Below are 15,146 nucleotides of genomic sequence, written 5' to 3' on the forward strand. Positions count from 1 at the left end.
GCCATGAGCGCAATCGTTGCTGGTACTGCGGCACCCACCACGGGTGCGACCCGGCGTCCCCGCGGCGGCCTGATCCGGGCCGTGCTGAGGAACCGCAAGGCCATGCTGGGGGCGGTCTTGCTGTTCCTCTTCATCCTGCTCGCCCTGTTCCCGGGGGTGTTCGTGCCGGGCGCGCACCACGATCCACAGGCGATCGGCGACCTGCCGCTGCAGCACCCGTCGGGCAGCCACTGGCTGGGCACGACGGGGCTCGGGCAGGACGTCTACGCGCAACTCGTCTACAGCACCCGGGAATCGCTCGTGATCGCGATCGTCGCGGGTCTGGGTGCCACCTTCTTGTCGGTCATCATCGGCGTCTCCGCGGCGTATCTGGGCGGGTTCGCCGACGACGGGCTGTCGATGCTGACCGACATCTTTCTCGTCCTGCCGACGTTCCCGCTGATCATCGTGCTCGCGACGTACGCCGGTAAGGGCAACCTGACCGTGATCGTGATCGTGCTGATCCTGACCGGTTGGTCGTACGGCGCGCGGCAGATGCGGGCGCAGGCGCTGTCGCTGCGCAACCGCGACTTCCTCGAGTCGGCCCGGGTCCGCGGCGAGCGACGCTCGTACATCATCGTGGTCGAGGTGCTGCCGACGATGATCTCGCTGATCGTCGCGAACTTCCTCGGTGCCGCGCTGTACTCCGTCCTCACCGCGGCCGGCCTGCAGTTCCTCGGCCTCGGCGACCCCAACTCGCTGAGCTGGGGCACGATGCTCTACTGGGCGCAGAACCAGGGCGCCCTGGTGAACGGCCTGCCCGCGTGGGCGCTCTCGCCAGGTCTGGCGGTGGCCCTGCTCGGCGTTTCGTTCGCCCTGCTCAACTACGCGTTCGACGAGATCAGTAACCCGGCGCTACGGCCGGTTCGGAGGCGACGTGCCAAGTCAGTCTGAAGGCCGGACCCTGCTCGAGGTCCGGGATCTGACGGTCGAGTACGACACCGGGGCGAGTCCGGTCGTCGCAGTCGACAAGGTCGATCTCACCGTCCACGCCGGCGAGTTCGTCGGCGTGGTCGGTGAGTCCGGCTGCGGCAAGTCGACGCTGCTGTTCGCGATCGCACAGCTGCTCAGCTCGCCGGCCGCGATCACCGGCGGCAGCGTCACGTTCCTCGGCCAGAACCTGGTCGCGATGAACGAGAAGAAGCTGTCGGCGCTGCGCTGGCGGGACTTCTCCGTGGTGATGCAGAGCGCGATGAACGCGCTGAACCCGGTGAAGAGCATCGGTGCGCAGTTCAAGGACACGATCATGGCGCACGACGAGCCCGTCGACGACGACCGGCCGGCCGAGGTACTGCGGCTGGTCGGCATCGACCCGATCCACCTGCAGAGCTACCCGCACCAGCTCAGCGGCGGGATGCGGCAGCGGGCGATGATCGCGATGGCGCTGCTGTTCACGCCGGACCTGATCATCATGGACGAGCCGACGTCGGCGCTGGACGTGGTCGCGCAGCGGTCGCTGATGGTGCAGATCAAGCAGCTCCAGCGGCAGCTCGGGTTCGCGGTCATCTTCGTCACCCACGACATGTCGCTGGTCAGCCATTTCAGCGACAAGCTCGTGGTGATGTACGCCGGGCAGGTGGTCGAGTTCGGCGACACGCGCGCGGTGTTCGACCACCCGGAGCATCCGTACAGCGAAGGGCTGCTGGACGCGTTCCCGTCGATCCGCGGGCCGAAGGTGCCGCTGACCGGGATCCCCGGGAGCCCACCCAACCTGGCCTCGCCACCGCCGGGCTGCCGGTTCCAGCCGCGCTGCCCGAAGGCGTTCGAGGACTGCCCGAAGATCGAGCCGGAGTTGTACCAGGTCGGGGCGGTGCAGGCGCGGTGCCTGCTGCATGCTCCGTCGGTGAAGCCGGTCAGTGAGGTGAAGTCATGACGTCGGTGGATGTGGACGCAACCGCAGCCGTCCAGGCGGAGTCGGGTCCGTTGCTCGAGACGAAGCAGCTCACCCGGCACTTCCGGGTCGGGCGTGGGTTCTCGCGGCAGCTGCTGCACGCGGTGGACGATGTCGACCTGACCATCGGGCGGCAGGAGATCGTCGCGCTGGCCGGTGAGAGCGGCAGCGGGAAGAGCACGATCGCGCGGTTGCTCGCGGGGGTCTACAAGCCGACGAGCGGCGACATCCTGTACCAGGGCCGGTCGCTGGCCGAGTTCCGGTCGCGGAAGCAGTACCTGTCGTACCGGGCCGAGGTACCGATGGTGTTCCAGGACCCGTTCAGCTCGCTGAACCCGGCGTTCCGGGTGTCGCACGGGATCCTGCGCAGCCTGAAGCTGCACCGGCGCGATCTCACCTCGCGCGACCAGCTGATGACCGAGGCGGAGCGGGTGGTCGAGGCGGTCGGGCTGTCCCCGGCCGGCGACGTCATGCACCGGTACCCGTACGAGCTGAGTGGTGGCCAGCGGCAACGAATCGGGTTCGCGCAGGCGCTCGCGCACAAGCCGAAGCTGATCCTGGCCGACGAGCCGGTGTCGATGCTGGACGTGTCGATCCGGATCGGGCTGCTCAACCTGATGGCGGAGCTGCGCCGCTCCGAAGGGGTGTCGTTCCTGTACATCACGCACGACATCGCGAGCGCACGGTACGTCGCCGACCGGTTGGCGATCATGTACGCCGGGCACATCGTCGAGTCCGGTCCGACCGAGGCGGTGCTCTCGAACCCGAAGCACCCCTACACGGACCTGCTCCTCGGCGCCGTCCCCGACCCGCGCGCACCGCTGACAGCCGCGGTCGAAGGCGACACCGGCGAACCGCCCAAGGTCATCGACCCGACCCCCGGCTGCCGCTTCCGCTGGCGCTGCCCCCTGGCCATCGACAAGTGCCACGAGGTCACGCCACTCCCCCGCCTCCTCGGCGAAAACCACAAAGCCGCCTGCCACGTCGCCGAACCCGACCCAGGCTTCACCCCCTGATGCACCTCCTCACCTCCCACCTCGGCCACAACACCGAGGCAGGCGGTGCTGTCGTGCTAGTAGCTGCCGAAGGCCCCATCACCGCACTCCTCGAGCGAACCAACCCAGACCCCGTGGAGGGAACGGGCCCAGAACTCCCGGAGGGAACAGACTCAAGACTCCCGGAGGGAACAGGCCCAGGATTCGCACCACTGCTTTTGAGTCCTGGGCCTGCGGTGCAGGTGCCTGGGTGGAGCATTCGTCCGTGCTCGCGCATTCCATTACCTGATGACCTCCCGCCCGGCACTTACACGGTCCGGGTAGGTTCAGTGCGCTCGGCCCCGTTCGTCGTACAGCCCGACCACCTCCAGCGCCGCACAATGCCCGACGTCCTCGCGTACTTCAAAGCCATGCGCTCCTCCGGCGAGATCGACCGCAAGGACCGAACCGCGCAGTTGTGGGACGACAAATCCGGTACGACGGTCGACGCCCGCGGCGGCTGGCTGGACGCGAGCGGCGACACGAGCAAGTTCCTCTCCCACCTGACCTACACGAAGACCATGAGCCCCCAGCAGATCCCGCTCTGCGCCTGGGCGATGCTCTCCGCCCGCGACCAGATCACCACTCACCACCCGGCGCTGACCCGCCTCCTGAGCACGAAACTCCGCGACGAGGCCCTCCACGGCGCCGACTTCCTGGTCCGCTTCCGCTCCCCCGACGGCTACTTCTACACCGGCATCTTCGACGCCCTCACCAAACAACTCGACGAGCGCTACATCACCGCCCCGCTCCAAAACTCCGTCCGCACTCCCCGCTACCAGGCCTCCTACCGCCACGGCGCAGGCCTGGCGATAGCCGCGCTGGCCCGCGCGTCGACAACGGACGACGACGGCGACTTCCCAAGATCCACCTACCTGTCGACTGCTGCGGACGCCTTCCAACACCTCGAACACCACAACCACGAGTACCTGTTCGACGGCACAGAAACAATCCTCGACGACTACTGCGCCCTCCTAGCTGCGGTCGAGTTGATTGCTGCCGGCTACCAACCGGCCGCCGAGGCTGCTCATCGGCGTGCGGCCGCTCTCGTTTCGAGATACTCGGGTGGCTGCTTTCGGGCGGATGGGGATGGGCGGCCGTTTGTGCATGCGGTTGAGCCTGGGTTGCCTGTGCTTGCGTTGCTTCGGTATGCGGAGGTGTTTCCGCAGGCGTCGGCTGCGCGGGAGACTGCTGTGCGAGCGATGGTCGACGTGGTGCGGCGTACGGCTGGTAATCCGTTCGGTTATCCCAGGAATGCCGCCGGCACGTTCTTCTTCCCGCATGAGAACGAGACCGGGTACTGGTGGCAGGGGGAGAACGCGGCGATCGCGAGCCTCTCGGCCGCCGCCAGTGCTTGTGCTCGGGTCAGTGCGGAGCATCGGGCGCAACTGCAGGTGTTCGCCGATGACCAACTGGCCTGGATCCTCGGTCGGAATCCGTTCGACGTTTGCATGTTGCAAGGCAGCGGCCGGAACAACGTGGACTACCACTCGGACTTCCCCAACCTCCCGGGCGGCATCGTGAACGGGATCACCTCAGGGTGGAGCGACGAGGACGACATCGCGTTCCTGCCGGCCGACGCGCCACCCGGTGAGGAGTGGCGCTGGGCCGAGCAGTGGATCCCGCACACGGGCTGGTTCCTGCTGGCGGCCGCGTCGGCCAGGTGAGCGTCGGCCAGGTGTCGGCTAGGTGAGCGTCACCTCCAAGTCTCGGTCCACGACCACCGCGCGGGACAGCGTGACGACGACCCGGTCGCCAGTGGCAACTAGTTGAGCAGGGACCCGGACGTGTCCGACGCGGACCTCGACGTGACGAGGTGGGCGGGCCGTCTCGAAGGAGAGCGTGTTCAGGCGAACCTGTCCGGAGCGAACCTCGAGCGAGGCGGTCAGCGAGTGCGAGGTACGACGCTGCCGGTAAAGCCCCCAGCCCTCAGCGGCCGTGAAGGCGCAGCGGAAGTCCTCCGGGTTGAGCCGAGGAGCAAAGCCCAGGTGACCGCGCGGGCCGTGGTACTCGTAGCCGCACGCGGCCAGGTACACCCCGAAGCCCATCATCGCTCGGGCGTAGTGGTCGCTGGCCTCGATCTCGTTGTAGGGATTGCGTTTGGTGGCGGAGTAGCGGTCGTACATGGCCCGGGTGACCGCGAGCGCCTCCATGGTCATGCCCTCGGAGAACAGGTGCGCGGCGAACTGGTACTCCTGCCCGGTCCACACCTCGTTGAAGTAGACCAGGCCGTGCGTCTCGTCCGATCCGCCGTGCGGCCAGGTCGCCATGATCACGCCGGACTCGTTCGCCGACGTGTACACCCGCCCCGGCCCGATGCCCGGCGGGTGGTACGTCCCCGGGTCCGCGCGGAAGTTCGACTCGTACAGCTTGCGCAGCGCCGTTCGCGCCTGGTCCGCCGGGAACACCCGCGGCAGCCCGAGCTGAGCGGCGTACGTCTGCCCGTACATCTGGTCGATGAACAGACCCCGGTTGCTGTTCTCCGCCGGGTGCGCCGGATCCACCTTCTGCACGTAGTACCCGTACTCCCGGTTGAACAGCGACGACGAGAGGTACGCCGACCCGCGATCGGCGATCCGCGCGTACCTGGCCGCGACCGGATCCCCCATCTCCGTGGCCATCGCCGCAGCTGCACGCAATGCGGCGACGTACAGACCGCTGATCCACGGGATCTCGCCGAACCACTCGGTGTCCAGCGTGTTCCATTGGGAGCCGCGGAAGATCCCGTCCTCGTCCAGCCCGTCCCGATGCGTGACCAGGAACTCCACGGCCGTCCGCACCCGCGGCCAGACCCGCTTCAGGAACGCGGAGTCCTTGCTCATCTGATGCTCGCGGTAGATTCGGAGCACCGTGCCCGGCTGGCCGTCCGCGAACGAGCTCGACGCGTCCCCGGATTCGCCCCGGTTCCCGATCTCGCCCGTTGGCCGGAACGCGATCCCGAGATCGACGCGTTCGCGGGTGTCCCGCTCCAGCTCGGGGAACAGCCGCGCGATGGCCTGCGCGTAGTTCCAGACGTGCTCGCAGGTCCCGGCGCAGCAGTACACGCCCTCCCACGCGTAGAACCGGCCGTCGTCCCACCGGTAGCAGGTACTCGTGGCCAACGTCGACGCCGTCGCCAGCGTCCGCTCCAGGAACCAGTGCGGAAGCGACGAGTCGTCGTACCACGTCTTCGCCCAGAGCTTCGTGTCCCGTTCGAGTCGATCGACCTCGCGGCTGACGTACGAGACCACGTCACGAGCTGACGAGAAACGTGTCGCGTAGTGCCGGCGGAAGGTCGCCGCGCCGACCAGCTCGGAGAACAACTCCCGCTCTGGATTCGGGAAGAACCAGCCGAACGCGAAGCGCACGGTCCGGGACTCACCGGGAGCCAGCGAGACAGTCGCCGAAACGGTGCCCGCCTGCGACTCGCCCGTCTCGACCGGCCCGGTCGGTGCGTCGAAGAGCTCGTCGACGTTCGTCCAGGAAGCGATCGACGGCCGCGACACCGCATCCGGCACCAGAGCGGCCAGCGCGAACGTGCCGCCATCGGGCCGCTCCACCACCGGCTGCCGGCGGATCGGCCGATCGCTGAAGATGATCCGGTCGACGTTCACATGACCCCAGCCGCCGGTGTTGGTATCGACGATCTGGATGTGCGCGGTCCGCCCCGCGTACTTGCCGACATCCATCGACACCGCAGTCAACGGCTCGATGTCCGTCCCGGCCGTACTCGCGACCACTACCCCGTCGACCACGACGTTCAGGCAGGTCTCGCCCAGGTGGTGGCCGCCGCCGACCCACGCCGTCACGAACCGTCGCTCGATCACGAAGTCCCGGCTGGTCAGCGACCCGGTGTACCTGTCGGGATCGCCGGTCCCGCGGAAGTTGTACGACGTGACGAACCGGCCGCTCACGTTCAGGTCCGTCCGCAGCCCGAACGCCCGCCGGAACCCGTCCGGCGTCTCGGCCGCGGTCACCGGCCCGGCACCGAACGCATCGCCGGTCACCGTCCAGCCGTCGTACGTCGTCCGGTCCCAGGTCTCGAACACGATGTCCGGCCGGTCGGTGAAGACGATCGCGTCGCAGTTGATGTGCCCCCACCCGCCGGTGGACGCGTCGACGATCTCGATCCGCGCGGTCCGGCCCAGGTAGGCACCGACATCCAGCATCTGCCCGACCAGCGGTTCGCTCTCCGCCCCGGTCGCGGAGGCCACGACGTTGCCGTCGACAACGACATTCACGCAGGTCTCGCCCGGGTGCGCCCCGCCGCCGACGCCGACCACGACGTACCGTCGCTCGATCGTGAACGATCGACTGGTCAGCTTCCCGATCGATCGATCACCAGCGGTCAGGTTGTACGACGTGACGAACCGGGTGCCGGAGACGTTGAGATCGCCGAACCGCTTCATCAGGTTCGGCAACTCGAACTGCCGGACCGGTCCGGCGCCGAACGCGTCGCCGGTAACCGTCCACCCCTCGTAGGTGTCCTTCTCCCAGTCCTCGAACAGGATGTCGCCCGGCCCGGTGTCCAGATCGTCGACCGCGCCGAACTCGATCCCGCCGCGGAACCCGCGCGCCCGCAGCTTGGTCGGCTGCCGCTCCCGGCTGTCGATGCAGACCGGGTTCTCGGAGTACCCGAGCAGCGTCGCCCGGACCCGGCTCGACGACGTGTTCCGCACCGTGAACGCCATGATCGTCGTCGGCAGCGTCGAGTCCAGCGTCGCCAGCGGCACGAACGGCGAGAACGCCTCGAGCGACACCTGCACCGGGCTCCTGGAGTCGGCGTACGAGACGCGTCCGATCGGGTACGACCCCGTGAACCGGACATCGTCGAAGCCGGCGGCGTCGATCGTCCGCGTCGTCGTCCGTCCCCAGGCCACGGTCCGCACCGCGAACCCCTGCCGGAACCGCCCGGCCCCCGGATCGTCGGCCGACAACGGAAACGCATAGTGGTGACCGGAGAAGTCGGCCCCACCCAGCGGGAACGACGACGGATTGAAGACGTCCCACGCCCACAACCGCCCATCCCCACTCAGATAGACCTGCCCGGTCGTCCCGCCGCCGACCGGCATCCCGATCCGCGCCAGCGAGGCTCCGGAGTATTCCGTCGGCTTGCCCCGCCCGTACAACACCCCGGTGTCCGGCACCACCGGAGCAGCCAACGCCCGGCCTTGCATCGCCAACGCCCCAACCGCGGACGCACTCAACGCGACGAAGGTCCGGCGGCTCAACGCGGCACGCGGACAGTCCCCCGCACAGGCCCGATTCGTACAGCCGGCGGGCAGCACACTGACATCCATGACGTTCTCCTCGAATGGGCGGTTACTGCAGGAGAAATCGATTTCCGACACCGTAAGCAGCGCCGGGCGCGAGGTCAATGGCTGAGATATTGTTCGACCTGGATCAAACAATGATCTAGAATGTGTTTCATGCCTGTCGAACATCGCCGATCGGTCGTCGCGCTCGCGCTCATCGCGTCGTTCATGGTCTTCGTCGACGGCACGATCGTGAACGTCACCGTGGCGCAGCTCGCCGCGCACCTGAACGCGACCCGGGCCGAGCTCGAGTGGTCGCTCAACGCCTACACGCTGTCGTTCGCGGCCCTGATGCTCGGCGCCGGCGCGATCGCCGACACGATCGGCGCGAAGCGAGCCTTCATCACCGGCCTGGTGGTCTTCACCGGGGCCTCAGCGGTCTGCGCAGCAGCCACCTCGATGCTGATGCTCAACCTGGCCCGCCTGGTCCAAGGCGCCGGCTCCGCACTCCTCCTCCCCAGCGCCCTCGTGCTCGCGACCGCGTCGGCGACGGACGAGCACGCACGGCAGCGTCTGGTCGGCTGGTGGGCAGCGGCCGGTGGCGCCGGCATGGCAGCGGGACCGCTGCTCGGCGGCGGCCTGGTCGCCCTCGCGAACTGGCGAGCCGTCTTCGCGGTCAACGTCGTCCTGGGCATCCCCGCCCTGATCTGGAGCCTGGTCTCGATGCCCGCCGTCGTACGCCGAGTCCGCCGCCTCGACCTGGCCGGTGTGGCCACCGCCACCGTCTTCATCGGCGGCCTGGTCTTCGCGCTGATCGAAGCCCCCGGTCGCGGCTGGCTCGACCCGGCGATCATCACCGCGGCCGGTCTCGCCATCGCCGGAGCAGCCGCCTTCATCGGCATCGAGCGCACGATCCGGCAGCCGCTGCTGCCGCTCCAGCTGTACGCCGACCGCGGATTCACCGCGGCCGCCGCCCAAGGCACCCTGCTCAACTTCGCCTTCTACGGCGTGCTGTTCACGATGAGCCTGCTGCTCCAGCAGGGCCGCGGCCTCAGCGCACTGACCACCGGCCTGTTGTTCCTCCCACTGACCGGCCTGATCTCGATCGCCAACCTCCTCTCCGCACCGATAACCCGCCGCATCGGGCGCCCGCGGCTCCTCGTCGTTGCCCAATCCGTCTTGATGCTGGCGCTCCTCGGCCTTGCCTGGGCCAGTACGGCGGCCGCGGTCTGGCCGATGATCCTCGCGCTGGTCCCGATCGGTATCAGCTCCGGCCTGCTCGTCCCGACCATGACCGCGCAGTCCATCGCCGCGGTCGAACCCGGCCTGCACGGCGCCGCCTCGGCGGCTTTCAACACCTCGCGCCAGATCGGCGGCGCCATCGGTGTCGCCACCTTCGGCCCGCTCCTCGGCACGGCGCAGAACCTGACCCGAGGCTTCATCACCTGCGCGCTGGTTGCCGCCGGGGCCAGTTTCCTCGGTCTGCTGGTGGCAGCTGCCAGGCTGAAAGCGGTGCCGGATGCAACTTTTCCGCCCCCAAGCGTCGTCTATGGTGAAGAGAGCTTGGGGCCGAGTGGGGGTAGTGAGTGTCGGCGCAGCAGCGAAGGCGGGTGGGCACGACCGTCGCACTGACGGTCGTCTGCGTCCTTGTCTGCGGTATCGCCTTCGCGGGCGCCGTCCGGGTCCTGATGCCGGGCCACCGCGACGCGGGTACGCCGGCCGCCGCCACCGGTCAGCCGGAACCGAGCGTCCCCAAGCCGAGCTCGACCGCCGCCAAGGCCGTCGCTCCCAGCGAGGATGAGCCGCTCCCCGGCGTCGACACCCCGGCGACTCCCCCGCCGGAGAAGCCGGTCGCCAACACCAACAGCTATGCGTGCACCGGCTACAGCGGGATCGAGTCCCGCGTGCCGGTGTCGATGATCTACCAGGACACGTTCGTCTGGGGCGACGATCCGCCGTACCAGGTCGGCGACGGGAACGGCGACGTCAACTGGAAGTCCGACCCGTACAAGAAGCCCAGCTGGTACATGTGGCTGCACTCGCTCCGCTGGCTCGGGCAGGGCATCCAGGCCGCCGAGCGCGGTGACCGTAAGGCGCTGACGCACGTGATGGCGATCATCCACGACTGGGTCCAGGACAACCCGTACTCCTGGAAGGTCGACGTCGGCGCCTGGGAGTCGACGATGCACCGGACCAACGTGCTGCTCTGCGCCCGCCAGGCCGTGCTGGCTGGGATGCACGTCAGCTCGCTGCCGTCGCAGTACGCCTGGCTCGACCAGGCGCTGGTCGACCATGCCCAGTTCATGATCGCGAACTGGAGCGGCCCGTCGAACCATGGCACCGACGAGAGCATCGCGATGTTCGGCGTCGGCTGCACGCTGCACCGGACGCCGCTGAAGCAGCTCGCCGTCGAGCGGCTCACGCAGGCGATCACGCAGGCCATCGACCCGCAGGGCTCGACCAACGAGCAGTCGATCGGGTACGCGATGTTCAACTACACGCTGTGGGGCCGCGCGGTCTCCACCCTGCAGCGCTGCGGCTGGGATCCCGGACCGGTGATCAACCAGCGCCGCGCCGCGCTCTCGGAGTGGCTGGCGCTGGCGACCAAGTCGACCGGCGACCTCAACCAGGTCGGCGACGCGGTCCGGCAGCGACCCGGCACGGCCGAGGGCACACCGCTGGAGTACGTCGCCAGCCTCGGGAAGAAGGGTCCGGAACCGGGGCGCCGGGCCGCGGTCTTCGACGCCGGGTACATCTTCGGCCGGACCGGGTGGGGCAAGTCGCGCCCGTTCACGCAGGAGTCGACGTACGCGATCCGCTTCGGCCCGTCGCGGCGGTACCACGGCCACGACGACCACATGTCGATCACGTACGCCTCGCACGGGCGGGACATCCTGATCGACCCCGGCCACTCCGGCTACCAGCTCGACAAGTGGCAGGCGTGGACGAAGAGCGCGACCGCGCACAACGTGATGACGATCCCGTCCGCGGCGACCACCCCAGTCGACACCCGCCTGGTCCGGGCCACGATCGCACCGACCTGGGAGTCGTACTCGTTGACCGACTCCCCCGCACCCGGCGTCAACCGCAGCCGCGACGTGCTGGTGCTGAAGGACCCCGACCTCGTCATCACGCTCGACCGCGGTCAGTCGGCGAGCGACCAACGGTACGAGACCCTCTGGCACCTCGCCCCGGACCAGAAGGTCACGGTCCAGTCGGGTACGACGGCCGTGGCCGCCAAGCCCGGCGACAAGTCCAAGACCTACCTGCTCCAGATCCCCTACCAGCACGAGCTCCCGGCCGACGCCATCAGCGTCGTACAGGCCCAGCAGGATCCCGTCCAGGGCTGGTACTACCCGGACATCTTCCACCGCGAGCCCGCACCGGTGGTCAAGTTCAACCGCAACGGCAGCTCGGCCTCGATCCTCTCCGCGATCGTCCCCACGGCCGCGACCGAGACCGCCACCTTCAGCACCCGCACCATCGGCGACATGTTCTTCGTCGACCTCCAGGTCGGCGCCAAGAAGGCGACGATCCGCATCCTCGCCGACGGCCGCATGACCCGGATCAAGTAGCCGTCACCGGGCGGTCAGGCGGATGATCGGGTACTCGCGATCGGACTTCTGCTGGTACTTCGCGTAGCGCGGCTGGGCGCTGGTGATGAGCTGCCAGGCGCGGGCGCGGTCCTCGCCGGTGAGGGTTTCGGCGACGGCCGGCTTCGCGTCCTCGCCGGGGAGCCCGACCTGCACCCGATCGGGGTGAGCGGCCAGGTTCGCGTGCCAGTCCGGGTGCTGGCTGCCGCCGCCCGAGGCCACCACCAGCCACCCGTCGCCGTCCGCGAAGCGGGCCAGCGGTGTCTCGCGGAGCTCGCCGCTGCGCCGTCCGACGGTCTTCAGGACGAGGAGGTCCATCCCCATCAGGCTCGCCTTGCCGCGGCGGATCTTGGCGCTGGTGCGCGCGTTCATCGTGCGCTGGAACCAGCGCGAGAGCGTCCCCGGCGTACCGGGCTTCCTGGTCTGCTGCTCCGAGGTTTTCGTCATACCCAGAACGCTACGAGCGGCGGCCCCGGGCACGCTTCTCGATTCCTGACCAGTCACAACTTGGGCGGCTGTGCTGTCCTTGTTCCTGGGTCCGAGACGACAGGAGAGCAACCGGATGAGTGCGCACCCCGCAGGGCAGGATCATTGCTTGAGCTTGGCGCGGTCCGTCGACCGGCCGACCGGCGGCGCGCGGTACGGGCGGATGTTCCGCGGGCTGCCGCCGCTGGGCACCGACCCGCACGTGCTGATGCGGGCGGGCGGCGACGGCGGGATCTGCGACGCCGCGGCGGAGCTGGACCTCGGCACCGGCGGCGACGACTCGACCGAGGCAGCCGGCTGGCCGTTCTTCGGGCAGCTGGTCGCGCACGACACCACCGCGGACCGGTCGCCGATCACCGGCGGCGTCGAGACCGAGGCCCTGCGGAACGCGCGGTCGCCGAAGCTCAACCTCGAGATGCTGTACGCCGACGGCCCGGTCGGTACGCCGTACCTCTTCGACCTCGACGACCCGGCCAAGTTCCTGCTCGGCCCGGACGGGTACGACGTACCGCGCAACCAGCAGGGGGTGGCGCTGATCGGTGACCCGCGCAACGACGTCCACCTGTTCTCGCTGACGCTGCACGTGGCGCTCCTGCGCGCGCACAACCGGATCGTCGACCACCTGCGGGCGCACGGCGTACCGGAGCAGGACGTGTTCGAGAAGGCGCGGATCACGCTGATCTGGCACTACCAGTGGATCGTGGTGCACGACTTCCTGCCGCGGCTGGTCGGGCAGCCGCTCGTCGACGACGTGCTCGCGAACGGCGGCCGGTGGTTCGCGCCGGGGCCGAACCAGGCGTTCATCCCGCTGGAGTTCGCGGATGCGGCGTACCGCTACGGGCACGGGCAGATCCGGCACACGTACCGGCTCGTCGAGGACGGTCCCGAGCTTCCGCTCTTCCCGGACCTGGTCGGCTTCGGTCCCCAACCGGCCGGCCGGCGGCTCGACCTCACCCAGGTGTTCGACGTACCGGGCCGTCCGGCCGCGCAACGGGCGAAGCGCCTCGACGGCCGGCTCGCGGCGAGCCTGATCGGCCTGCCCGAACGGGTCACCGGCGAGGTCGACGAAGCGGCGTACAAGTCGCTGGCCGTCCGCGACCTGCTCCGCGGCGACACGACCGGTCTGCCGAGTGGCGAGCAGGTGGCCGAACTGCTCGGCGTACCGCCGCTGGTCAAGGACACCTGGCCGGACGGTACGCCGTTGTGGTTCTACATCCTGAAGGAGTCCGAGCAGCTCGGCGACGGGACCCGGCTGGGCCCGGTCGGCGGGCGGATCGTGGCCGAGGTGCTGATCGGACTGCTCCGCGCCGACCCGGTCAGCTACCTCAGCCTGGAGCCCGACTGGCAGCCGGTCCTGCCTGCTGCGGGTCCGCGCTTCGACCTCACCGACCTACTCATCCCGGGTGGGTCACACTGAGCTTCTCCTCCACCTTCTCACCGGCCCTCTCATCAGCTTTCGTCACGCCGGCCGCGGACTGGAACGCCTCGCGCGGGCTCTGGACCGAGGCCAGCGAGACGATGTCGCGGCCGTAGAAGAACGACGCGACCCACACCAGGAACACCCGCACCTTGCGGTCCCAGGTCGGGACCGCAAGGACGTGGTAGCCGCGGTGCATCAGCCACGCCAGCACGCCCTTGATGACGAGCCCGCGGTACTGGAAGATCCCGGTGCCGAGCCCGAGCGTCGCGATCGCGCCGAGGCTGTGGTGCACGTAGTTCTTCGGCTCCTTGCCGCGCAGCGACCGCTTCAGGTTCTTCGCCAGCAGCTTCCCCTGCCGTACGGCGTTCTGCGCGTTCGGGACCGTGTACCCGGTCGGGCTCTCCGCCGAGAGGTCCGGCACGGCCGCGTCGTCGCCGGCGGCCCACGCGTCCGGCACGATCTCGTCCTCGGTACCGATCCGCAGGTCGGCGCGCACCTGGACCAGCCCGCGCGCGGTGTGCGGGAGGTCGGTGTGGTTCTTCAGCAGCCGGGTCGCCGCGTTGCCGGCCGTCCACACGATCAGCTCGGAGTCGAACTCGCTGCCGTCCGAGAGCACCACGTGCCCGTCGTCGGCCGACACCATCGTGGTGTTCAGGTGCACGACCGCACCGCGGCGCTCGAACATCCTCACCACCCACTCGCCGGGCTTGTCGCTCACCTCGGGCAGGATCCGCCCGGTCGCCTCGACCAGGTGGAACGCGAGGTCGCCCTCGGAGAGCTCCGGGTACTTCTTCACCAGCGCCGTGGCCAGCGAGAGCAGCTCCGCGCATCCCTCGACACCGGAGAACCCGCCGCCGACGAAGGTGATCGTCAGCAACCGCCGCCGCGCGGGCCCGGGCTCCAGCCCGGCCGCCTCGTCGAAGGCCGTGAGCAGCCGGTCCCGGATCGCGACCGCCTCCTCGACGTGCTTCATCCCGATCGCCCGCTCCGCCACCCCCGGTACGTCGAACGTCCGCGTGACCGCGCCCGCGGTCACCGCGATCACGTCGTACGTCATCGTGTAGTCGGGCCCCTGCGACGGGTGGATGGTGACGGTCTTGTCGGCGTGCGAGATGCCGGTGACCATGCCGGCGACGATCTTCGTCCGGCGCAGGTTGCGCCGCAGCGAGACGGCCGCGTGCCGCGCCTCGACCGAGCCGGCGACCACCTCGGGCAGGAACGGCTGGTAGGTCATGTACGGCCGCGGGTCGATCACGACCACCTCGGCCTCGTCCCGCCGCAGCTTCTTCTCCAGCCGCCATGCCGTGTAGAAACCGGCATACCCACCACCGACCACCAGGATCCTGCGCACCACGGTCCTCCGTCCCATCGCTCATCGCCCCCACAAGAGGCTAGAGCGCAACGCGATCCGGGTACAGGACCCGCGGCGTCTGGTCCGGACCGGGCGCT

Annotated in this window: 10 protein-coding genes; 7 read left to right on the forward strand and 3 right to left on the reverse strand. The window is 69.1% G+C overall.

Annotated features, from left to right (window positions below):
- Positions 1-3: 3 nt before the first annotated feature.
- From AB0E69_RS08715 to AB0E69_RS08730, 4 genes are all read left to right on the forward strand, one after another.
- Positions 4-933 carry an ABC transporter permease gene (locus tag AB0E69_RS08715; RefSeq protein WP_360141789.1) on the forward strand — a complete coding sequence of 310 codons (930 nt, stop codon included), beginning with the start codon at positions 4-6 and terminating at the stop codon, positions 931-933.
- Positions 917-1,912: an ABC transporter ATP-binding protein gene (locus AB0E69_RS08720; RefSeq protein ID WP_360141791.1), complete on the forward strand. Its 996-nt coding sequence runs from the start codon at positions 917-919 to the stop codon at positions 1,910-1,912. Before AB0E69_RS08715 ends, AB0E69_RS08720 begins: the two co-directional genes overlap by 17 nt.
- Positions 1,909-2,946 (forward strand): ABC transporter ATP-binding protein, encoded by a 1,038-nt coding sequence (locus tag AB0E69_RS08725; protein WP_360141793.1) that lies wholly within the window; start codon positions 1,909-1,911, stop codon positions 2,944-2,946. The genes AB0E69_RS08720 and AB0E69_RS08725 overlap by 4 nt, the downstream gene beginning before the upstream one ends.
- Before the next feature lie 308 nt (positions 2,947-3,254).
- A complete protein-coding gene (locus tag AB0E69_RS08730) occupies positions 3,255-4,631 on the forward strand; it encodes a glycoside hydrolase family 9 protein (RefSeq protein WP_360141795.1) in 1,377 nt (458 codons plus the stop codon).
- 18 nt (positions 4,632-4,649) lie between these two features.
- Here AB0E69_RS08730 and AB0E69_RS08735 read toward each other — a convergent pair whose 3' ends face one another.
- Positions 4,650-8,243: a GH116 family glycosyl hydrolase gene (locus AB0E69_RS08735; RefSeq protein ID WP_360141797.1), complete on the reverse strand. Its 3,594-nt coding sequence runs from the start codon at positions 8,241-8,243 to the stop codon at positions 4,650-4,652.
- A gap of 129 nt (positions 8,244-8,372) precedes the next feature.
- Here AB0E69_RS08735 and AB0E69_RS08740 point away from each other — a divergent pair, with 129 nt between their 5' ends.
- The gene (locus tag AB0E69_RS08740; protein WP_360141799.1) at positions 8,373-9,830 is read left to right on the forward strand and encodes an MFS transporter; all 1,458 of its coding nucleotides are present in this window, start codon (positions 8,373-8,375) and stop codon (positions 9,828-9,830) included.
- Positions 9,809-11,773: a heparinase II/III family protein gene (locus tag AB0E69_RS08745; RefSeq protein WP_360141801.1), complete on the forward strand. Its 1,965-nt coding sequence runs from the start codon at positions 9,809-9,811 to the stop codon at positions 11,771-11,773. Before AB0E69_RS08740 ends, AB0E69_RS08745 begins: the two co-directional genes overlap by 22 nt.
- 3 nt (positions 11,774-11,776) lie before the next feature.
- Here AB0E69_RS08745 and AB0E69_RS08750 read toward each other — a convergent pair whose 3' ends face one another.
- Complete coding sequence (locus AB0E69_RS08750) at positions 11,777-12,238, reverse strand: nitroreductase/quinone reductase family protein (protein WP_360141803.1); 462 nt, start codon at positions 12,236-12,238, stop codon at positions 11,777-11,779.
- Positions 12,239-12,386: 148 nt separating this feature from the next.
- On the opposite strand from AB0E69_RS08750, the gene AB0E69_RS08755 reads away from it, so the two are divergent.
- A complete protein-coding gene (locus AB0E69_RS08755; RefSeq protein WP_360141805.1) occupies positions 12,387-13,694 on the forward strand; it encodes a peroxidase family protein in 1,308 nt (435 codons plus the stop codon).
- Here AB0E69_RS08755 and AB0E69_RS08760 read toward each other — a convergent pair.
- Entirely contained in the window at positions 13,672-15,048 is a 1,377-nt protein-coding gene (locus tag AB0E69_RS08760; protein ID WP_360141807.1) for an FAD-dependent oxidoreductase, read from the reverse strand. The genes AB0E69_RS08755 and AB0E69_RS08760 overlap by 23 nt on opposite strands.
- Between the last annotated feature and the right edge of the window lie 98 nt (positions 15,049-15,146).

The sequence above is a fragment of the Kribbella sp. NPDC026611 genome (assembly GCF_040638345.1).
Classification (GTDB): Bacteria; Actinomycetota; Actinomycetes; order Propionibacteriales; family Kribbellaceae; genus Kribbella.

Excerpts from the sequence above, each read along its gene's own strand:
- AB0E69_RS08740 (WP_360141799.1), top strand. The coding sequence starts at position 8,373 with ATGCCTGTCGAACATCGCCGATCGGTCGTCGCGCTCGCGCTCATCGCG.
- AB0E69_RS08725 (WP_360141793.1), top strand. The coding sequence starts at position 1,909 with ATGACGTCGGTGGATGTGGACGCAACCGCAGCCGTCCAGGCGGAGTCG.
- AB0E69_RS08750 (WP_360141803.1), bottom strand. The coding sequence starts at position 12,238 with ATGACGAAAACCTCGGAGCAGCAGACCAGGAAGCCCGGTACGCCGGGG.
- AB0E69_RS08735 (WP_360141797.1), bottom strand. The coding sequence starts at position 8,243 with ATGGATGTCAGTGTGCTGCCCGCCGGCTGTACGAATCGGGCCTGTGCG.
- AB0E69_RS08715 (WP_360141789.1), top strand. The coding sequence starts at position 4 with ATGAGCGCAATCGTTGCTGGTACTGCGGCACCCACCACGGGTGCGACC.